Consider the following 22,056-nt stretch of genomic DNA (forward strand, 5'->3'; position numbering starts at 1 on the left):
AAGCCAAGGCGGACATGATCGGCTTGTTATATCGTTTTTGTCGATCGATTTTGGGAAATAACGTGTCTGATGTTCCTTACAATGTTGAAAGAGGACGCAGAGGTCAACTAAGACTTCCTGAGTTCCTTAGAAAATCGGCTGAATGCGTTAGTTATTCGTCGGTATTGGGAACTGATTTACGACGTGTATTCACTTCCATCTCCGTAGAGGTTTGCTTCGTTGGTTCCATCTCCGTATGCCCTGCATAAGGGCGATCACTGCGAGAGCGTGTCCCATTCAACGCGAAACCCGATGTGAATATAATCAACTGTAATCCCAGGGCATAGGGCGCAGCAACAATTCCAATCAGGTGGAGTAAGGAGCATAGCGCGATCACCAAGGAGAGTAATTTGAATACTGTACGTGGCTTATCCCGACGTGGGCTGGCCCAGAGCAGGTAACCATATATGATGGTGATCATTAGGGAAACTGCGCGAATCCATGGCAATATGCTCTCCCATGAGTCTACAGGCACATCCAACATCCGTTGACCTAATACCAGATCTGTAACCAGAAACCCTGTAGCCGCTAATGCGGCTGGTTCGGCTACCGGCCGAAGGATGGTCCAGACCGCTGTGCCCCAATGATCTGCATGTGTATCCCGGCTGAGTTCATCTGATAATACGGTGCATTCTCGTTCCAGTGCTCTGTGCATAAGGCCGAGTTTGGCAGGGTCATGTTCCTTGATACAGTCACGAATCTGATCCTGTAGTTGAGGGGATAGGTAAGATGCGGCTTTGCAGGCTAACATTGCTGTGATCAGATCGTTATGTTCGGGTTCCGATGGTTCATAATTCCGATTTTCCTGGATGGTAAGTTGTCCCAAGAGGGCTGTACTTATGTATAATGTATCTCGTATCCTTCGCATTCGCCTTTCGTGGCTGCGGCGAACTTCAGTGGCAGACCATATGTATATCCCCAGAAGCACAGCCATGACGCCAAGCAGCACAGCCACAGTGCCTGGGCGCGATGTTAGATCTTCAATCCAACGTTGAAACACACTTGTTCCTCCTTTGCAGCAACTTCACGTATCATGAAACACGCTTCACGTAAGCTTTCTCTCACTATTACACAGGAAGTAGATGAATTCAAGCAGAAAGGGGCACAATTCATGGATCATGTGAATATTGAACACACACCACCCGCAGCTGGGGAGTATCTTTCCCTGCGACAGATTGCCGGCCTTAGTCCGATGAGCAGGGAAGGGGCGGAGATTGGACTACCGAATAGCCTGTTTGCCGTATGTCTGCGTGAAGAGGATATGCTGGTAGGTATGGGGCGAGTGATTGGAGATGGAGGTTGCTTTTTTCAGGTCGTCGATATTGCTGTACACCCGGATCTTCAGGGAATGGGTTATGGAAAACTGATCATGAGCGAGATCATGAATTATCTGCGTGACGTTGTGCCTGCTCGAGGTTTGGTCAGTTTGCTGGCGGATGTTCCTGCGGATCGCCTGTATGCTCAGTTTGGATTTGAGTATACTAGTCCGAAATCGGAGGGTATGTGGTGGAGACAGGGAGAGTAGCGAACTAATTAAATAACCTATTCAGCGAACCTTTGGATATCCAAAGGTTTTTTGCTTTACAACCATTTATTTACAAGTATAATGTAAATTATAACCAATTTACGATTTACAAATTACAATATACAGATTCCTTATTAAGAATGGAGGAAATGAATATGTACAATGATCAGAAAGCTCAGTTTAACCAGATGGTGGAACGATCTGTGGAGCAGGCGAACAAAAACCTTTCGGGAACCAAGGGGGTAGTTTCCGTTCGATTAAGTCAGGAAGAGATTGATATTATTGATCAGCTTGTATTTCTTGAGTTAGCCAAAAACCGTTCTGACGCAACTGCGATGCTGATTAGGGAAGGCATACGAACACATCAGACCTTATTAAACGAGATACGCGAGTATACGGCCGAACTGGAACGGGTAAAAGCCAAGATACAACAAACCATTCGAGATTCCGGTTTAGTAGCGCGTCTGCATCGTAATAGTGATGATGAATCTGTTACGTACGATGGAGAGGTGCGTGAAAAAGATGAAAAGTGAGATTCGCGGCGACAGCTATCGAGCGGTTTTACGCCTTCCTTCTTTTGTAGTGCTTCTTGTCGGCAGATTGATTTCCGGGGCAGGACAGATTTTATTTTCTATGGCGACGATGTGGTATATCCTGCAATTAACGGAGTCGGCACTCGCTGCTGCACTGATTCCGATGCTGCCTTATCTGATCTATGCATTTCTAGGCATCCCCCTGGCTACGATCAGCGATCGCCTGCCGAAGAAACAACTTTTGATCTGGACAGATATACTGCGCGCAGGTATAGCCTGTCTTTTGGCTCTTTTGTTCATGACAGGTTCCATGCTTCCTTGGCATATTTACGCAGCCAATCTGCTCATTGCCATCCTTGGATTTTTGTTTAATCCCGCTACCCAGACAGTCATCCCCGCAATTTTGCCAGAACCTACAAAACAATTAGCTCCAGCCAATGCATTACTGAACTCTTCCTCCAAAACGATTGAATTGCTTGGATACGCCATGGGGGGGATATTGATTGCGCTCATCTCCGTTCAGTCCATCTTGTTTATCTATGCAGTTACGTTTCTGTTATCCGCCATATCCATTTTCTTTATCCGCATCCCTGTAACCAAAGTCGTGAAACAAAAAGGAGTCTCAGGTTTTGTCAAAGATAGCATGCAGGGAATTACCTTCCTGTTTTCCCGTAAAATTTTGGCCTGCTGCATTATCTTTGGAGCCATTATCAATTTTGCGGGTGCACCACTGCACATTTTCACGCCGATTTTTGCCAATATGGTGCTGCAAGCCGGACCACAAGGCTACGGTCTTCTTCAGTCAGCCTTTGCCGCTGGAAGTATTGCAGGCTCTCTGCTCAGTGGCAAATATGCCAAAAGACTCTCGCTCGCTCACTGGTTTTTGATTAGTTATCTTATCTCAGGTACAAGTTTGCTGCTCATGCCGATGTTTCCTAACCTGTATATCGCTATTGCGTGTTCATTTTTGTTGATGCTGGGACTTGCTCTTGTGAACGTACCTTTGGTTACATCGATTCTTTTATCCACACCGGAAGAAAAAAGAGGACGTGTCATGAACAGCATGGGTGTTTTGATGAGTGGTGTTAGTAATCCGCTTGGTTTGTTACTGGGAGGATGGTTCATTGAAACGTACAACCCTTCATGGGTGTATATGGGGATTGGTACATTTGTTATTTGTATGGGCATGGCGAGCCTGTTTGTTCGACCATTCCGTGAAGAACGGAGCAAGCGTACGAGGCAACAAACGACCTCTATGTAGTACGGAATCTGATGTCATACTGCACCTCTTTTTAGTCCGAGGAAACAAGTAATTTGACATAGTCAGGCGAATAAATGGATTCAATGAATAATTTATGTAAAATAATTCAATTAAAAAGAAGGAAATTCAAAATTTATGTAGAATTTGGTTTATAAGAGGGGGAGACAAATGGGAGGTAATTTATCATGGAAAACAAGGAAATTTTATCTGTACAGGATTTGATGGCACTAGAGGTTGAAGAGGATAACAACATGTTTGAGGAAACAAGCTTGTGTACAGTGTGCAGCTGGACTAGCTCACAAACAATCGTTGTCGAGAGCTAGGAACTTCTTTACACGCTCTATTCACTGAATCATTTGAAAGATAAGTCTTTGGTTTTCGCGCATTACTAAAATAATTGTACCTCCCCCTCTTACTTTATCCAAAAAGGAGTGATTCTCATTGAAATTCGCAAGCGTAACCCCCAAGAAGGACGCCTTTGAGAACGCTTTGGAACATATAATCCGGGAACTTCCCCAATCCATCCAATGGTCGAATGACGGCCATTGGATTTGTTTTAGACCGAAGGAATTAAGGCTTCCCGCGCAGGGATGGAAAATCCATATATCGGTTATTCCTGTGGAAGGAGCTGAATTGCTGCGCCGTATTGCACCTGTTCTCACAGAAAATGAAGTGCAATGGAAAGTAGTGAGCAGTGGGCTAAAACTGATTGAAACATCTAACGGTTCCATACCTCTCCCTCAGACTGGGAAATGTGTCACCATCTACGCACGAGACGAAGAACAGTTCTTGAAGTTACTTGAATTAATGCATTCATGTACAGGTGATCTGGAAGGACCAGCTATTCCGACAGATCGGGCATACCTTGGTAGCCAGTGTGTATTTTACCGTTATGGTGCATTCACGGATCGTTTCTACTATGACCGTTACTCGGGTGCAAAAGTATATGCTATCCAGAATCCAGAAGGTGAGCTGGAGGAGGATCGAAGAACGCCTGGCAGATATAAGCCGGATTGGGTGAATGAACCCGAGGAATTGCTGCGGATTCAGGACATGGAGACAAATCAGGTGACTTCTCGTCATGCCGATTCCAATAACAATGAGTTTGGTATACGAAACATTCGTGTAAGGCGTGTACTCAAGAAATCCGGCAAGGGCGGAGTATTTCTTATCTCTGGCACATCGTATGAACAGGCTGTCATGAAAGAAGCAGTCTACCGTATGCGTGTAGACGGTGGTGGGCGGTCTGCGCATGACTATCTGGATAATGAATATCGGGTGCTTGATCTGATGAAGGATACGGGGGTTACCCCACGACCGTTTGATCTGTTTAGTACTGAAAATAACCGCTTCCTGATCCTGGAGTATTTTGAAAGTATCAGCTTGCGTGAATATATCCATCGCAGACATGTAGCTGTAGATTACAACCGGGCGGATATGCATCGGATGGGTATACATATTCTGGATATGGTACAGCAATGTCACGATAAAGGGATTGTGATCAATGATCTGACGCCCAACAATATTGTTGTGCTGACGGACGGAAGTGTACGCCTGATTGATCTTGAACTGGCTTATGTTAGAAGTGATGAGACCCATGCCGATCCATTGACTGGTCATACTCCGGGTTATGTGCCACGTGGGCGTGAGCACAGCAGGCGCTCCAGTTATGCGGATGATCTGTATGCACTGGGAGCCGTCTTTTATTACATGGCTTCATCCATCGACCCCTATCTGAAATATCGGCAATCTCATCTGGAAGCTGCACAAGCTTATCTGGATCATCAAAGTAATACACAACTTCGTGGCTTGGGAAGTCTGGGTATTGAGATCATGTCTGGCGGATATGTGAAGTTATCAGACATTCGTGAAACGTTGGTTGCATTACTGGAGCAGCAAGAGGTCCGTTCAGGAGGAAGCAGGGATGTAATAGAGAAGGATGAATGCAATATGGAGCCAGAAGAAGTGCTCCGTCAGGCGGAGCGTATGGTAAACACATTGTATACTTCTCTTGATTTCAATAGTCCCCATCAACTGTTCCCGGAAAACAGCATGAGCAAGATGTTTCACCCGGCGAATTTTAACTTTGGCTGGACAGGGATGATTTTTGGTTTTAATCAGCTTGGTCAGATTACAGAGAACAGACAATACCATCAATATGCGTATGAAGTGTTGGAATGGATTTTGACGAATCACCCTTACGTTCCAGATGAGACACCTGTAGCATTATACTTTGGATATGGCGCCGTACCCTGGGCAATGGCAGAGACGGCTGAACGAATAAATGATCCATCGCTGCTTCAACGTGCAGAGGATTTGGCATTGGAAATCACCCTACATGATCCGGTGCAGACCAATATTAGTCATGGAGCTGCGGGTTTGGGACTGATGCTGCTTGAAATATACCGTATTGGAGGCCGCCCTGAACTTCTGACAAGAGCAGAGGAACTGGGTGTCTATATTTTGGAACAAGAAGAGCAGACAGACGAATCATTGAGTTTGTGGAAAGTAAAAGATAAATCGGACAAAAAAGGTCATCATTCCCTTGGATTCTCTCATGGCATTGCAGGCATCGGGTATTATCTACTCGCCTTGGCAGAGCGTACAGGGAAGGAAGCGTACTATTCTGCTGTGAAGCGAATTGTACATACACTTGATCGTACAAGTCATGGAGGGCAGAATGGCGTGAGTCTGTGGCCCGCATCGCCGGAAAAACCGGATACACTCTGGGTGCACTGGTGTAATGGATCGGCGGGCATTGGTCGATTCCTAATGGCAGCGGCTGATATTTTGCAAGATCCCCTCTGTACCAGACTGGGACTTCAAGCAGCAGATGCAGTGGCACAGTCAACGGTATTTGCTTCTTTTGGGCAGTGTCACGGAATTGCAGGTAACGGAGATTTTCTGCTCTTGGCCAATCGCAGGTTCCCAGGCAGGTATGAAACCAAACTAGCGGAATACACACAGAGCTTACATGTATTGCGCAGTGAGCAACGGGAGGACATATGGATGTGGCCTTTGGAGGACATGGAGTCCTTCTCCCCGGATTATATGACAGGTTATATGGGGATCTATACATTCCTGCTACGCCGGTTTTATCCGTCTGTTGCATCCGAACCACTGGTTTATTCAGGTTTTGATTATGACAGGGAGGGAAAAGTGTATGATGCTAACATCCATGTCTGAACTTCTGCCGCAATGTCAGCATGAATCGCGAAAGACGGGTGATCGCTATTATGCCGTTGAACCTGATAATGAGGATATCCTGTCTTCGCTCATGGTAATTGATCAGGGAGAAGGGCAGTATACACTGGATTTATGGAGTGAAACGCATTCCAATTCTTATTGGGAAGTTCGAATGTCATCCGTTTTGGAAAAAATGACATGGTCCTCTCTCTATGCAACCACGCCTGCTTCATTTCCGTGGGAGAAGCTTGGATACCGGGCAGATGTTCTGGCCCATCGATACCGGTTTTTCGGCAAGCTGAAGGACGTTCCTGTGCCGGCTATGCCTAATGAAGACGCGGTTTGGATGTCTGCGGAGGGGCAGGCGGAATCTCTGGCACACTTGCTCCAGGACAGTGATCCTACCTGTCCAAGTTGGGAAGCTGCTCACCAAGCTATCCGAGATATTGATGAGGGGGTGTACGGCAAGTTGCTGAAGGGTTCCGGCCTTGTGGAACTGGAGGGAAGGAAGATCGGGGGCTGCCTGTTAAGCGATGAGTTCGGCAGTATACTCCTTGCTCATATCTTCACGATACCTGAAGCGAAACGTCAAGGTTGGGCCCGTTGGCTTGCTGCCTATGGCTTCCATCGGTGCAGTTCAGATCCGGATCAGCGGATTAAAGCCTCACTGGATGCAAACAACCGGGGCAGTTATCAATTGATGAAGGCACTGAATTTACAACATGTGCCTGGACTTATACATGTATGCCGGATCACGAAAGTGAGTGAGCTTTCATGATGCCTGTCCCCCTGGAAAGTACGGATTATCACGATCTGAGAAGTAAATGGTTTCGTGTGAGTCATGAACTCGGGTTGTTTGTCGTTGAGGGAACAGCGGATGCAGTGAAGCAGGAAATTCACAAATTGACAACGCATTGGCAAGATGAAGCTATCCGAATCGCGGTTGATGATCCGTATGCTACTCTCCCGCTGATCTATCAATTAAATCCGGTTAAACCCATAGATGACCTTGTAGCATGTAAAAATGCGTTATTGAGATTCCAAAGATCAGGGTGGACACCTGGCAATAGGAAATGGGTTCTGGTTGAAGTATCTTCCTACCTCCACCCTGCGGATCTGGGAGCCATCCACTATATCCTGTATCGACAGAAATTAAGGGGAGTAAGTGTCGTACTTTTTTTTCATCGATATCCAACCATAGCGAGCAATCCTGAGGACATAGCCAAACTTCCGGTATCCCTTGTCAGGGATACACCTGATCAGACCCGACGTTTGTTAGAGGAACATTTACAGACGGTAAGCAAAGATAAAGGGAAGAAGAAAGAGGCCGCATTGGCGCTCTATAACAGGCTGGCCTGGATTTTGTTGTCCAAATCGGATAATCCGGCCCGTTACATGTCCTGTTTTCAATTCTTTGAACATAATTCGTTATTTCAACGGTTATCAGTGACACAGCAGGCAGTGCTCTGGTTTGAGCTGGGGCAGCTGTTGACCAAAAACGGGAAGCATTATGCCGAAGCACGACACTGTTATTCGAAAGCTCGGGAGATCCTTGCCCATGAAGAACTAACGGAAACGTATCGTACCGGGAAATGGGCTGCGCTTGATAATGGTGAAGCATTAATTGAGATGCAGGAGGGCAATGTAGAACTTGCAATTATGTTGGAGCGTCAGGCGGGACAGCGTATACGACAGCTTCCTGAGGGACCTGATCAGCGAGTTTTTCAGATTCAGACACTACTCAATATTGCGGGGTTGCAGCTCCGGGCGGGGCACTATGCAGAGGCAGGTAAGACGTTGCTGGCTGCGGAGAAGCGATGTGTTGATACGTACGCAGATTGGCTGGGGCATGTGCTGCAATTAAAAATGGTATTACATCAACAGCTTGGTGAGCAGGAGCAGGAATATGAACTGTTGATTCAAGTGTTACGTATGAAGACAAACACGGTTCATTCCAAACTGCTTGGTCGTGCGGTGGAAATCGCCGGGGCGCTCATTACTCAAGGGTTAGAGGAACAGGCATCCCGGGTGTACCGTCTGTTGATGAAGGGGCTACCGGTTGCCAGTCTGCCACAGATCAGGTTGATTCGGGAAACGTTAGGCAGATTGGGGACAGTTACACCTATAGATGCATACACGCAAGATCAGTATATCAATCAACTGGAATTACAGTTGGAGGGATGGGGGCAGTTAAAGCACTGGAATGAGAGGAGGAAATCGGGTTGGGCGATCCATTCCTGACACGGATGAGTGTGAATAAGGAACGCACTAGTATGCTTTTGGGCTATGATGACAATACATGCGAATGGTGCAGTATTGATGATACAGGCCGCATTGATGGCAGGCAGAGCCTTTCTGAACACGGGACAGCATCAGAGCAGCACACGCAGCATATGCAGTTCATTGGCAAGAATCAGGTTCTGGTGATTACACAGGACAAGGCGGGGAAATGGCTACATATATACGAGAATGAGGAGCATGCAATTCTGGTTCAGAGCCGATATGTGAAGTTTCCATTTCCTGTGATGCAAGCTGCTCGGCAAGAGGACCAATTACTGCTGCTGTTTTCCATTAGACATCGGTCAGGCTCTGTTCGTATAGGTCTTTATGATCCGGACAAGGATGAAGCGAGATGGGTTACTCCTGATCTGCATCAGCCGCAATTTGTATTCTGGTCGGCAACCACACGAGAGGTTGGCGTAAACGTTGGTGGATTCGGAAGAGTGTATTCGTATTCCGAAGACATCCTTCCATCATCCGAAATACCCTATACGGAGTATGCCTACCCTGTGATGGATAAGCAGGGTGACCTCGTAGCAGTATCCATTCCTGTGGAACATGGTTTTCAGCCCGGGTGGATCAGGCAAGGAGAGGGTACGGTACACGTATGTTCTAGGGATAACGAACCCTTCTCTGAACTGATCAGAATGCAACTCGATCCAGATCAACCGCTCGTGCTCTGTGAAGGGATAACCTCTGGCAGATGGCAATATGTTCAATATACATTGGACAGAGAGAAGAGATTTGAGCTACATGATTATCCGGGAATCCTGACACAGGCTGTGCTCAGCAGGGACAGGCAGGGATTGATCGGAAAATATGAATCTATCGTCCGCCCTCCAGCGCCGGGATTATACCGATTTTCAGAGCAAATCAGTACGATTACCCCTTTTCCGGTTGAGAGAGATGAGAGAATTGACAGCCATCCTGATGAGGAAGCAGATGTAATCTATGGAAGGATTCGTTATGGACAGGACGTGATTCCGTATATGGACATGCACCCGGAGGGTGCTGAACAGGTGGTTATCTATCTTCATGGGGGGCCTCATAATTGCCTGTTTGACAGTTTTAGTCCGGTCATCAGAGGATTATATCAGGCAGGAGTGAGGGTCATCGGGTTGAACTATCCCGGCAGCTCAGGGTTTGGCACGGATTACAAGATGCTCATTCAGAACGACTGGGGCGGCGTGGATGCAGATGTCATCCAGTTCATGCGGGAGCAGATGTTATCTTCCTATTCAAACGTCTCTCTCTATGGCGTGAGCTATGGGGCTTATCTGGCATTGCTGGTAGCAGGTAAAAGTCCGGCGCTATGGAGTAATGTGGTTGCCTGTGCACCTTTCACGGATCTGGAAGGACTATACAACGGTGGCGGAGCGAAGCTGAGATCATTCTTGCAAACGGAAATTGGTGAGCTGTTGCATGATCCATCTGCTCTGCGGGATCGAAGTCCAATAGCTTATATATCCGGGCTCAGTAAGGTGGATATTCAATTTATTCATGGGCAGGAGGATCAATTGTGCCCTGTAGAGCAGACGGAAAGATTGTATCGGGACATTATGGAAAACAAGCGGTTGTCTGGAGCTGAAGGCAGGATTGAGCTTCATATTGTACAGGATATGGCACATGAGGCTTATTCGGAGCGAATCTGGGCGCAGAAGGCTGTTGATTTTCTAACCTACAGTAGAGTCTCTACGTAAGATAAATACGTGATGTTGAAGCCGCAAATGCGGCTTTTTTGGCGATGGTTAAGGTAATGATAGGGAACGGAAAAGTGGTGGGTGAAGTGTTATCCGTGGCCTGGTGCATAGTATCAGAGGTTAAATGAATAACATTAACGTTTACAAGATGTCACATCCGGTTTAAGATGGCGTGAGCCGTTTAAGGTATATAACAATGGGATTAAGTATTAAAATAACGGTAAGTTGTTGAGATAATATCTATAGAAAAGAGGGAATTGATATGAAAGTAGCCATTTTTGGAGCAACCGGCGCGATTGGCAAGACGATACTGTGGGAGCTAATGGATCGTGGACATGAAGTGACAGCAGTGGTGCGTGATCCATCCAAAATTGAGATGAAGCATGAGCGTTTGCGTGTAGAACAGGGAGATCTGCTTAACCCGGATCAGGTGGCTGATTTTGCAGCGGGTCAGGAAGCGGTTGTGAGTGCATATGGGCCGAAATTCGGTGGAGAAGAAGAGATGCTGGAAGTGACACGTTCGTTGATCGAGGGTGTGCGCCGGGCAAAAGCAGGACGTTTGGTAGTGGTTGGTGGAGCGGGAAGTTTGCTCACGGATTCCGGTGATATGCTGATGGATACGCCGGGATTCCCGGAAGAAGTCAAACCGCTTGCGAAAGCACATGCAGATGCATATGAACTGATTGAAGCATCGGGTATTCATTGGACCTACATGAGCCCTGCTGCGACAATCACAACAGGACGTCGGACAGGTCAGTTCCGAGTAGGGATGAACCGTGTGATCACGGATGATATCGGGGAAAGCTCGATTTCCGTTGGTGATTTTGCAGCAGCTTTGGTAGACGAACTGGACGATCCGCAGTTTATTCAGGCGCGGTTTACGGTGGGGTATTAAGCGTAGACAAATAGTCTGGGGCTGAATCTTAAGATTTCGTAAACGGGATCGTTAAAGCTTCCGATGAGGCGTGGAGTGCATCACGGTAACTGGATGAGGGAAAGGGCAAGATATCCGGACACATACAGGATGCAGGTTTCAGGTGCGATATTGTTGCTTTTAGGTATGAGATAAGCTTGCACGGGAGGGATGAGCGTTGTTTATCGTGACTGCTGAACAGATGAGAGCTGTGGACGAGCATACGATTCATCAGCTTGGTATTCCAGCAGCCAGTCTGATGGAGAATGCGGGCCGCGCTATAGCCGAGGAAGTAATCAAGCTGTGCCGGGAAGGGCAGGAAGCAGGCTGGCTTGCGAATTCAGGGCAGCTTGGTTATAGCAGTAAAGGTGATGCGAGGCGGGCACACACAGGGCCCGGCGATCGGCAAGGTTATGGTGGCGACATCATCGCCGATCCGGCGCTGGTGATGGAGCGCCCGGGAGATCAGCAGTGGTACATGCTGATCGGCAAGGGCAATAATGGCGGCGATGGCCTGGTGGCCGCGCGCCATTTGGTTGAAGCAGGGCTTGGCGTGACATTGGTCTACGCCGATGCCCCTGAGGCACTGCGGGGCGAAGCCGCAGTGCAACGGGATGCCGCCGCGAAGCTTGGCATCCCTGCTCTTGTCCACGGGCGCGAAGCCGTGGACTTCAGCCGGTGCACAGGCATCGTGGATGCGCTGCTGGGCACCGGCTCGCGGGGAGCGCCGCGGGGAGCTTACGCGGCGCTGGTTAAGGCGGCGAACGACAGCGGCAAGCCGATCGTGTCCGCCGATGTGCCAAGCGGGCTGGACGCCGATACCGGAGAGGTGTACGAGCCCTGCATTCAAGCCCGGGTGACCGTATGCCTCGCGCTGCTCAAGCGCGGGCTGGTGCAGTACCCGGGCGCTTCTGCCGCGGGGCGCATTGTGGTGCGCGCCATCGGCATTCCCGCGCGGCTTGCGCCAGAGCATGGCCCCTCGGTCCGTCTGCTGACGGACGAGGTGCTGCGCGGTGCGCTGCGCGTGGACACAGGCCGCCTCCGGGCACCGGACGGCCATAAGGGCACCTACGGCCACGTATTGCTGGCCGCAGGAAGTCTGCCGATGAGTGGCGCAGGCCTGCTCTCGGCCAAGGCCGCGCTGCGCGCAGGCTGCGGGCTCGCCACATGGGCGCTGCCCGCGGCACTGCTGCCGCATGTCATCGGCACCGTGCCCGAGCTTATGCTTGCTGCCGCCGCCGATGGCGACAGCGGCGAATGGAACGCGTCTTCTGCCTCCGCTGTGCTGCGTCTCGCGGAGAGCCGCGACGTGCTTGCGACCGGCCCGGGCCTTGGCCGCTTCAAGGGCGACACAGACTGGCTTCGCCGTCTGTGGCAACATACGGACCGTCCGCTGGTCATTGACGCGGACGCCCTCAACATGCTGGCAGACGCGGGCCCACATGGGCCTCGCGACTGGGGCAAGCGAAGTGCGGCGACAATCCTGACGCCGCACCCTGGCGAGATGGGTCGACTGTTGGGTATGTCGACCCAAGAGGTGCAGCGTGACCGCATTGGACACGCTGCCCAGTACGCCCGCGAGCAGGGCGTGACCCTTGTGCTCAAGGGAGCACGAACGGTCATCGCAACGCCATCTGGCGAGGCGTACATCAACACCACCGGACACGCCGGCATGGCGACTGGCGGTGCCGGGGACGTATTGACCGGCATCATCGCCGGTCTGCTTGCCCAAGGGCTCGGCGCGGAGCAAGCTGCCGCGTTCGGCGTATATCTCCACGGACAGGCCGCCGAACGAGCAGCACTGCTGCGCGGTGATCCATCGTCCCTGCTGGCGGGAGACATCATCGACGCACTCTGAGGATGGGGCAGGTGCGGGGCAAGATCGCGATTGGATAACTAACTGTCTATGACGCGTCATTTCCAAACCACAAGTGACCCGACGAGCCAGTGTTCCAGCATACTAAAAGTAGACGAGTGCATATTGCTCACTGTCCATTGTTGAGTACCAAGTACTCAGTATTCAATGCTCACTCTTGATGGTCACTTCTCAATGCCCAATGCTCATGCATCAATTCTCAAATGCTCAACGCGCAATGCTCAACACCCTACACCCAACATAAATGATCAATGCCCAGGGTCATAACGAACCTGAGACACCTTATACCACGGTTTACATGGAGGAGCAAAAGCTAACGAACCCTATCCACGTTATTTCTGTGTATTTCAGAGAAAACACTCGAAAAACCGGGCTAAATCAGGAAATAGAGTGCCTGAGATTCGTTAGATTTTATAATCCCCAATTAATCGCTCAATAAGGCTTGCTCGGTTCGTTACACTTTTGGATCTGAAACGTTGATGTCTTGTTATCTATATAAGTTGTTGAACTAACAGATCATGTACACTGGACATTCCGAGGACAGAACAACTTTCCGATCGCTGTTAACCCCATTAACCCCAGAATTTTAGGATTCCTTTTATAAAGGGGGAAATCCGGGATAGCATATGCATCTGAAGTTGCTTTCTTTCAGAGGTTCTAGGCGTAGCATACGTTTCCGAGCTAGTTTTCTTACAGAAAACTTGTAGTTACGCTTATTATCTTTCTGTCCTCTCGGTTTCGTGGAAATGTTTAGTACAATTCATATATTTTCCTATCGCTAGAACGAAAAAATCTCAGATGAAACAACGATTAGCTACTGAAAAGGGGAGCCCTGTCATAATTCATGACGGAGGCTCCTCTTTATTGGAATGTAAGAACTAGACCTGCGCGTTTGTTCTTGTTTGTTTTCATGTGTGGTACCCTCATTTCTATAGTCACTTTTTGCTGATTTCCCTCTATCTATATCGGACAGAGAGGCATTGTGATTTATGGTATGTAGTGAAAATTTACGTAAATATAAAAATATTTCATGAATTATACATTAGTTTTACATTTCTTTGGTTAAAAGGGGGCTTGAATAACTACAGCCTGTTGTTTACTGATGTTAAAAACTCTAAAAAGACAAAAAAGACACAACAGAGATCACATGAATCATCTCTATTGTGTCTTTGAAATGAACTAGCGGATATGAGAAGCGGGTCGTGATATCCACATTTGTCTTTATAAATGAAATGACATGAGCTTACCAAGCCGCAATGGAGCCATCCGCTCGCGTTTCCGTACCGCCGCATAATACGCCATTGTCCGGGTTGCGCCAGATAATCTGACCGCGTCCAAATTGGGATGGATCAAGTGCCACTTGGATATCATGTCCCTTGCGGACGAGTGCCTGTGCAATGTGCTGCGGGAAACCTGGTTCCACGAGAATCGTTTTGCCCTTCGTCCACTGCCAGCGTGGAGAATCCAGGGCAGCTTGTGGGTTCAGATGATAATCGATTGTATTCATGACCACCTGTACATGACCCTGTGGCTGCATGAAACCACCCATGACACCGAATGGCCCGACCGCTTCGTTGCCACGGGTGAGGAACCCCGGAATGATTGTATGATATGTGCGTTTGCCAGGCTCCAGAGCGTTTGCATGATTCGGGTCCAGTGAGAAGTTGTGTCCACGATTTTGCAGGGCAATGCCTGTCCCCGGCACAACAAGTCCAGACCCGAAGCCCATATAGTTACTCTGGATAAAGGAAACCATGTTGCCTTCACCGTCCGCTGTAGCCAGATAGACCGTTCCACTTGCTCGTGGATCACCTGCCTCGGGTGCACGTGCAGTATCACCAATGAGTTTGCGCCGTTCTTCCGCATATGCCTCAGATAGCAGTTCCTCGACCGATACGCCCATTTTGCGTTCTTCCGTAATGTATTTCTCCCCATCGGCAAATGCCAGTTTCATGGCTTCGAGCTGCTGATGATATGCCAGAACAGATTCTTTCTCGTCGAATTCGTAACCTTTCAGCAGATTAAGTGCCGCCAGAGCGATCAAGCCTTGTCCATTCGGCGGAATCTCCCATACATCATATCCACGATAGGAGACGGAGATCGGATCAACCCACTCCGGCTGAAAAGCTTTCAGATCCTCACGAGTCAGATAACCCCCGTGCTCCGCCATAAAGGAATGAATGCGTTCGGCCAGTTCTCCTTCGTAAAAGTCTCGCGCTTCGCTCTCGCCAATCTGGCGCAAAGTCGCCGCATGATCCGGCGAGCGCCACATCTCTCCAGCTGCGGGAACACGCCCGCCTGGAGCAAATGTCTCAAACCACGCCCGCCCTGCCTTCGCATCACCCTGGCGTGCATAGATCTCGGCTGCCCTTGCCCAGTGGCGGGCCAGCCCAGGCGCAAGCGGATAACCTTCCTCCGCGTAGCGGATGGCTGGTTCCAGCGCTTCCGCCAGCGTGAGCCGCCCGAAACGGCGGCTCAGCTCAGCCCAACCCGCCGGTGCGCCAGGCACCGTCACCGGCACAACCCCAAGCTTCGGCATCTCCGTATGGCCTGCCGCTTGAAGCGCCTCAATGGATATGCCCTGAGGCGCAGGGCCGCTGGCATTCAGGCCATGCAGTTTGCCCTCGGTCCAGACGAGGGCAAAAGCGTCGCCTCCAATGCCATTGGAGGTGGGCTCCAGCACGGTGAGTGCTGCCGCAGTTGCAATGGCGGCATCGATGGCGTTGCCGCCTTTTTTCAATACATCCAGACCGGCTTGTGCAGCCAGTGGCTGTGACGTAGCGACCATGCCTTGCTTCGCATACACGGGCACGCGGTACGAGGGGTACGGTTGGTAGAGTGGATCAAAGTTCATCAGGTTGTTCAGCTCCTTGTCACAAGATGTCAGGTTCCGGTCTTCACCGGATCATACTCCTAACCCTCTTCGCAACCGGACAACCGATATCCTGCCACACCTGCCAAATCCAACCTGACATCAGCAGCACATGTTCAAAAATACGGTCCATCCCGATCTGGCTAATCATCTGTACGTTTCTACCAAGTGGAGTGACATCGGTTAACGATATCACCCACATTCCACACTAGCCTATGTCGTCACCATATCGCCGCCATTGACATGAATGCATTCACCTGTGACGTAGGATGAATCACGGGAGGCGAGATAGACGTAAGCTGCCGCCAGTTCATATGGCTGACCAGCCCGACCCATAGGTGTCTCCGTTCCAAATACCTGCACATCCTCCGCGGAGAAGCTGGCAGGAATAAGAGGTGTCCAGATGGGACCAGGTGCAACAGAATTTACGCGGATTCCCTGTGCTGCAAGGGATTGGGAAAGTACACGAGTGAGCGACACAACAGCTCCTTTGGTGGATGAATAATCGATCAACTGGACGTTACCTTTGTATGCTGTAATGGAAGCCGTATTAATGATGGAGGCACCTCTGCACAGATGGGGTAGAGCGGCCTGGATCAGAAAGAAATAAGCGAACACGTTCGTCTGAAAGGTATGGTATAGCTGCTCTTCCGTAATATCGACAATGCTTGGTTGCACATATTGCACGCCATGGTTGTTGACCAGAATATCGATCTTTCCATAGGTCTCCATCGTTGTGCGAATGACAGCCTCACAGTTTTTCTTTAGGCGGAGATCGATCTCGATTAATAGGCAGCGCTGTCCCAGCTCTTCGATCCGTTCACGCGTCCTTTCCGCATCTGTCCGTTCATATAGATAAGCGATGACGATATCCGCACCTTCCTTGGCAAAAGCGATGGCTGCTGCCCGGCCAATTCCGCTATCACCACCCGTAATAATGGCAACCTTGCCTTCGAGTTTGCAGCTGCCGATATAAGCGGGATCTTCACTAATCGGTTCAGGTACCATCAGGGTTTCCAGACCGGGTTGCTGGTCCTGATGCTGGGGTGGAAATGCCAGCTTTTGCTCCTTGCAAACCGTTTTCTCACCATAAAAAGGATAGACAGGATTCATTCGCTTTACATCCTCCTCGAACGTTCATTGATACGGATAACCTATGCATTCGCCCAGAAGGATGTGCGAGAGGAGCAGGCACAGCGGTTGTTTTTTGCGCAAAATATACCATAATAAGGATAGATCCTTAAATCGATGGAGGTGTCAGGAGCCACATGAATATTCAAGGAATTAATCATTTGTGCTTTTCCGTATCCAATCTGGAACGGTCCATTACCTTTTATGAGCAGGCTCTCGGTGCCCGAATTCAAGTGAAAGGACGCAAACTGGCTTATTTCGAGTTGGCCGGTCTGTGGATCGCCCTGAATCAGGAGGATGTTATTCGCAATTATACGGAACGAACCTATACTCATATTGCTTTTACTGTCAAAGAAGAAGAGTTCGACGAATCTGTGCAGCAACTTCGAGCAGCCGGGGCGGACATTCTACCTGGAAGGCCAAGAGATCCGCGGGATGCTGCTTCTGTATATTTTACCGATCCGGATGGACATCTGTTCGAATTGCATACAGGCACGATGAAGCAAAGGTTGGATTATTACCGTGAAGATAAGGCTCATATGACCTTTTATCCATGATTTTCATGTGAAAATAAAGAAAATTCGAGATTTTAACTCACATATCTATTGTCTAAACATTGGCATTACCTATAATATGGACAAATGGTACCTTAATTTACCAATGTTAAATTCATTGGTTCAATTCCAAGGAGGTTTGTCATGATTCAGTTCCCTAAACCGGATGTTGAGCAATATTTTCAGACGTACCGCATTTCGCATTTTGCCGTATCGGCAGACGAGAAACGTTTGTTCATGGACAGCAATCTGAACGGTCAGCCGAATATTTGGGCAATGGATTTGCCTGGAGGGTATCCGTATCCTTTAACGTACTTGAATCAGAGCAGTCAATTTATCAAAGCAGACCCGCAAGGACGGCATCTTCTTACCGCGTTTGATCGGGATGGAGATGAGAACTATCATCTGTATGCACTTCCACCCGAGGGTGGGGTTCCATTGCCTGTGGTTCCGGCGGAACCGAATGATCGCTGTTATTTCTCAGAGTTGTCCGAGGATGGACAACGTCTCTATTATGTCACCAGCGCGGGTAATCCGAACTATCTGAATTCACGGCGCATCGATCTGGAGACAGGTGAAGACGAACTGTTATACAGTGGAGAAGAGGTTACGAGCAGCCTGGTTGCCGTAAGTCCTGACGAGAAGAGTTATGTCATTCTTAAAATGTACTCAAATACGTATCAGACGGCGCATCTGTATCGTAACGATGAAGAAATGGTAATTTTGCCATCCTCAGAACGTCATAGTCAGGTATCCGATCTGATTTTTGCAGATGACAGTCGCCTTCTGTTCATTACCAATGATGACTCGGCATATTCCTATGTGGCTGAATATCGCATCGATACCCGTGAATTCCGTCTAGTGTGCAAAATCGAAGGGGAAGATGTGGAGTTTATCCGCTGGCATCAGGCTTCCGAGACCTTATATTTCTGGACACTTACAGGGCCGGAGAATCGTATGTACGTATTAGGCAAAAATGCCGATGAGCCTCGGCGCGTAGATATGCCGCTGGATACGATAGAGCAGGTGAACGTGACGAAGGCTGGCAATGTGTATATCCTCGGACGTGGAGCAATCCAGCCGCATAATATTTATCGCAAAATGGCAGGTGCTGATTCATGGGAGTCGCTGACGGCCAATCGGGTAACGGGACTTGACCCAAGTGATCTCGTGTACCCTGACGTTATTCGTTATAACTCCTATGACGGACTGGAGATTGAAGCTCTCTTGTTCAAAGCAAAGCCAGAGCAGGCCAATGGATACACTGTATTTTGGCCTCATGGTGGGCCGCAAGCCTCCGAAGCGAAGTTTTTTCGGCCGATGTTCCAGATGATGCTCGCGCAGGGCTATCATATCTTTGCACCGAATTTCCGGGGCAGTACCGGATATGGTGCGGAGTTCGTCAAATTGGTTGAACGAGATTGGGGCGAAGGGCCAAGACTGGACTGTGTTGCCGGGATCAACTGGCTGTTTGATCAGGGAATTACCTCGCCAGAGCGGTTGTTTGTGGTAGGTGGAAGTTATGGGGGATACATGACCCTGTTATTGGCAGGACGCCATCCGGAGCTGTTCCGGGCTGCGGTTGATATTTTTGGGCCAAGTAACCTGTTCACATTCCTGGAATCCGTACCGGAAGACTGGAAGCCGATGATGGATAACTGGCTGGGTGATCCTGTCCGTGACCGCGAACGTTTAACGAAGGATTCACCGATTACGTATCTCGATCAGATGGTTAACCCAATGCTGGTCATTCAGGGGGCCAATGATCCAAGGGTCGTGAAGGCCGAGTCCGATCAGATCGTGGCTGCGCTCCAGTCGAAGGGACTTGATGTGGAATACATCGTTCTGGACGATGAGGGCCATGGTTTCTCCAGAAAGGCAAACGAGATTCTCGTGTATCGCCGGATGCTGGAGTTTTTGCAGAAACATCAGGAGTCACCCGTCGCACAGGCTTAAGTTGAAGATTCCATCATTGACTGAGATATAGTGAGATGACCAAAACCGCCAGAGATCATTCTTGATCTTTGGCGGTTCTATCCGTGCGTCCAGATGTTGGTCGACATATATGATACATACGTTAGTTTGGAAGGCCGCTATCCTTGAGCGACCTGTCCAAATCTACTCATCCAGCAATGCAAGAATTGAATCGATGGACTGCTCCGCCCACTTTGCAAAAGGCAGGTCGGCTGCCCACGTCACTTGTCCTGTCGCTTTGGCTTCCCCCCACCACAAGATACGTTGATAGAGCAGATGCATGCTGAGACGTGTGCGGAAGTGTTCGCATTTCTCCTCATCTGCTGCACAGACCAGGTCCCGGTAGCAGCGAAGGAATTGTGCGGCCAGCTCTGGTTGCCCCTCACGAACATACCTGGTGGATATTTTGGTTAGGTCAGCTGTGCCGTCTCCGAAATAGGCCGTTGTAAAATCAAACAGACCACTAATCTGCCAACCTGAACGGTCGTCCACATGCTGAATCAGAATATTCTCGACCTTGAAGTCTCCCATGACAAAACTCGGAACAGCTTTGGAACGAAATGCCGGTTCAGCATTCTTGAATTGCTCGTCCACCCACTGAACATCGTCATCCGTAATCACCGAGTATTGCTCCGCATCATGTAACCAGTGGCGAATGGTTCCGTACAACCAGTCCAGATAATCGCCTGCAAAGGAAACAATCTGCTGCGCTACAGGATCATATTCCCCGGCGTCAGGCACCTTCCAGCGGTGCAGCTCAGCCAAAGTATGGGCAAGCATACAGGCGATCTCTTCCTGATCCTGCTGTGACAGTGAAGCCTGGAATGCTGGATCATACAGGTGATTTCCGGGCAGGCGCGGCATGATGGCATAACTCCAGCCTAGAAGTTCGGTATCTTCCTGTAATAAATAGGGGTCAGGGACAGGAATGGACGTATGTTTCGCCAGTTGTTCTACAAAGAACTTTTCTTCCTGTAACTGTCCTGCATATAGAGGATTGCCTTTCAGAATATACTCTCCACGGGAAGTTCGAATGAGCAAGGTCTGCCCCATAACCCCTTTATCCGTTCGTTGATAGTCTTCAAGGGTTCCCAGTTCAAGTTCATTCAGCGCGTCCTGCAATGAAATGGCAGCCACTTCGCTAAGTTGATTGGAACCAAAATAGATACGGGTTGTCATATGGCCGGACCCTCCTGAAGTTTAGTCCTCATTCTCTTCGTCAGACAGGTCATACCAATCCTCATCGACCAATCCACGGATGAAAGCTTCAAAATTCGGCGCAAGATATGTAATCTCATAATCATGTTCCTGATCCACATGAACGACACAGGGTTCGCCCTCAGGACCACAGAAGCGATAATCCAACATAACGACATCATGGCCAGCGGATGGACAATCACAGATCACAATCCCCAGGTCAGGGTATCCCCAATCCTCGATCATGAACCGACTCCCAAACTCTCCTCCAAGGGAATACATCTTGTCCCGGCCGATCCCCAAAATACTTGAAATCTCAATATGATCCACAGCCCAGGAGGTTGCTTCTTCGGTTGGGAACACCGTTCGTGTAGGGATTCCACCATTTTGGGTATGCATAAGCTGAATATAGGAGGCAGGGAGCTTGTAACCAAATTCGTGTTCAAGCGATACAATCATGTCTTCGTCAAAGGGGGCCGACACATGGTTATCCCGTGCATAATCACTCTGCTTCCAGAATGTCACTGGGTCGTACGTTCCTGAAGCAGCACGAAGATGGTTCAACGTGCCACGCTGCTCCCATGCTGTCACTTGCTCTTCATGGCGTTGTCGATCCCGTCGCATCTTCTCGGTAAAAGGTCGAATCTGACTTAGAAATTCAAGGGTTGATTCATCATGTGGCTGAAGTTCGTTAGCTCTCTCAAACGCCAATAGTGCTTGTTCATAGTCGGCGATATAACAGTACGCGTACCCTAAGCGATATTGCCAGAGCGGATCGTTTACCCCTTGTTCCTCGACAGACATTAGTTGTTGAATGGCTTCGCAGTAACGTGCGTCATTGTTATAGGCTCTGGCGAGTTGACCAATCAGATCATAATCCCGTTCTGAGACGGGGATACGCTCGATACGTTCAATAATGAGACTGAATTGGTCCTGCTCATGCCACAAGTTGATTTGTTCCAGCAGTTCTCTTTCCATGAATAGGCCTCATTTCGTTGGGAGGGATGTGAGTCTT

General features: G+C 49.2%; 18 protein-coding genes. 12 read left to right on the plus strand and 6 right to left on the minus strand.

All coding sequences use genetic code 11. The features are described 5' to 3' along the window. Positions 1-151 precede the first annotated feature (151 nt). Complete coding sequence (locus NLBNIHML_RS20035; protein ID WP_494352596.1) at positions 152-1,039, minus strand: hypothetical protein; 888 nt, start codon at positions 1,037-1,039, stop codon at positions 152-154. Positions 1,040-1,150: 111 nt separating this feature from the next. On the opposite strand from NLBNIHML_RS20035, the gene NLBNIHML_RS20040 reads away from it, so the two are divergent. The 10 genes from NLBNIHML_RS20040 (at position 1,151) to NLBNIHML_RS20085 (ending at position 13,295) form a co-directional block, all read left to right on the plus strand. Continuing rightward, positions 1,151-1,564, plus strand: coding sequence for a GNAT family N-acetyltransferase (locus NLBNIHML_RS20040; protein ID WP_339239304.1), 414 nt, complete (start codon positions 1,151-1,153; stop codon positions 1,562-1,564). A gap of 155 nt (positions 1,565-1,719) precedes the next feature. Next, positions 1,720-2,097, plus strand: a complete 378-nt coding sequence (locus tag NLBNIHML_RS20045; RefSeq protein ID WP_339239305.1) for a ribbon-helix-helix domain-containing protein — start codon at positions 1,720-1,722, stop codon at positions 2,095-2,097. After that, entirely contained in the window at positions 2,087-3,358 is a 1,272-nt protein-coding gene (locus tag NLBNIHML_RS20050) for an MFS transporter (RefSeq protein ID WP_339261290.1), read from the plus strand. The genes NLBNIHML_RS20045 and NLBNIHML_RS20050 overlap by 11 nt, the downstream gene beginning before the upstream one ends. A 185-nt stretch (positions 3,359-3,543) precedes the next feature. Next, a complete protein-coding gene (locus NLBNIHML_RS20055) occupies positions 3,544-3,681 on the plus strand; it encodes a hypothetical protein (RefSeq protein ID WP_161799395.1) in 138 nt (45 codons plus the stop codon). 118 nt (positions 3,682-3,799) lie between these two features. Continuing rightward, a complete protein-coding gene (locus NLBNIHML_RS20060; RefSeq protein WP_339258597.1) occupies positions 3,800-6,544 on the plus strand; it encodes a lanthionine synthetase LanC family protein in 2,745 nt (914 codons plus the stop codon). Then, on the plus strand, positions 6,522-7,322 hold the full coding sequence (locus tag NLBNIHML_RS20065; RefSeq protein WP_339258599.1) for a hypothetical protein: 801 nt from the start codon (positions 6,522-6,524) through the stop codon (positions 7,320-7,322). The genes NLBNIHML_RS20060 and NLBNIHML_RS20065 overlap by 23 nt, the downstream gene beginning before the upstream one ends. Next, positions 7,319-8,785 (plus strand): tetratricopeptide repeat protein, encoded by a 1,467-nt coding sequence (locus NLBNIHML_RS20070; protein WP_339258601.1) that lies wholly within the window; start codon positions 7,319-7,321, stop codon positions 8,783-8,785. Before NLBNIHML_RS20065 ends, NLBNIHML_RS20070 begins: the two co-directional genes overlap by 4 nt. Continuing rightward, positions 8,767-10,524 carry an alpha/beta hydrolase family protein gene (locus tag NLBNIHML_RS20075; protein WP_339258603.1) on the plus strand — a complete coding sequence of 586 codons (1,758 nt, stop codon included), beginning with the start codon at positions 8,767-8,769 and terminating at the stop codon, positions 10,522-10,524. Before NLBNIHML_RS20070 ends, NLBNIHML_RS20075 begins: the two co-directional genes overlap by 19 nt. A gap of 262 nt (positions 10,525-10,786) precedes the next feature. Beyond that, positions 10,787-11,419, plus strand: a complete 633-nt coding sequence (locus NLBNIHML_RS20080; RefSeq protein WP_339258604.1) for an NAD(P)-dependent oxidoreductase — start codon at positions 10,787-10,789, stop codon at positions 11,417-11,419. A gap of 196 nt (positions 11,420-11,615) precedes the next feature. Next, the gene (locus NLBNIHML_RS20085) at positions 11,616-13,295 is read left to right on the plus strand and encodes an NAD(P)H-hydrate dehydratase (RefSeq protein WP_494352597.1); all 1,680 of its coding nucleotides are present in this window, start codon (positions 11,616-11,618) and stop codon (positions 13,293-13,295) included. Between the two features lie 1,261 nt (positions 13,296-14,556). On the opposite strand, the gene NLBNIHML_RS20090 is transcribed toward NLBNIHML_RS20085, so the two are convergent. From NLBNIHML_RS20090 to NLBNIHML_RS20100, 3 genes are read right to left on the minus strand one after another with little or no spacing between them, the layout of a single operon-like run. After that, entirely contained in the window at positions 14,557-16,167 is a 1,611-nt protein-coding gene (locus NLBNIHML_RS20090; protein ID WP_494352598.1) for a gamma-glutamyltransferase family protein, read from the minus strand. A 43-nt stretch (positions 16,168-16,210) separates the two neighbouring features. Beyond that, positions 16,211-16,387 carry a hypothetical protein gene (locus NLBNIHML_RS20095; RefSeq protein ID WP_339258615.1) on the minus strand — a complete coding sequence of 59 codons (177 nt, stop codon included), beginning with the start codon at positions 16,385-16,387 and terminating at the stop codon, positions 16,211-16,213. A gap of 11 nt (positions 16,388-16,398) precedes the next feature. Further along, complete coding sequence (locus NLBNIHML_RS20100; RefSeq protein WP_339239316.1) at positions 16,399-17,298, minus strand: SDR family oxidoreductase; 900 nt, start codon at positions 17,296-17,298, stop codon at positions 16,399-16,401. 155 nt (positions 17,299-17,453) lie between these two features. Here NLBNIHML_RS20100 and fosB point away from each other — a divergent pair, with 155 nt between their 5' ends. After that, complete coding sequence (fosB, locus tag NLBNIHML_RS20105) at positions 17,454-17,873, plus strand: metallothiol transferase FosB (RefSeq protein WP_124117873.1); 420 nt, start codon at positions 17,454-17,456, stop codon at positions 17,871-17,873. 141 nt (positions 17,874-18,014) lie between these two features. After that, positions 18,015-19,826, plus strand: coding sequence for a S9 family peptidase (locus NLBNIHML_RS20110; protein WP_339258617.1), 1,812 nt, complete (start codon positions 18,015-18,017; stop codon positions 19,824-19,826). A gap of 162 nt (positions 19,827-19,988) precedes the next feature. Here NLBNIHML_RS20110 and NLBNIHML_RS20115 read toward each other — a convergent pair whose 3' ends face one another. Next, positions 19,989-21,023: a phosphotransferase family protein gene (locus tag NLBNIHML_RS20115; RefSeq protein ID WP_339258619.1), complete on the minus strand. Its 1,035-nt coding sequence runs from the start codon at positions 21,021-21,023 to the stop codon at positions 19,989-19,991. Positions 21,024-21,044: 21 nt separating this feature from the next. After that, positions 21,045-22,019, minus strand: a complete 975-nt coding sequence (locus tag NLBNIHML_RS20120) for an SMI1/KNR4 family protein (RefSeq protein WP_339258621.1) — start codon at positions 22,017-22,019, stop codon at positions 21,045-21,047. Positions 22,020-22,056 lie beyond the last annotated feature (37 nt).

The organism is Paenibacillus sp. JNU01 (genome assembly GCF_059130585.1).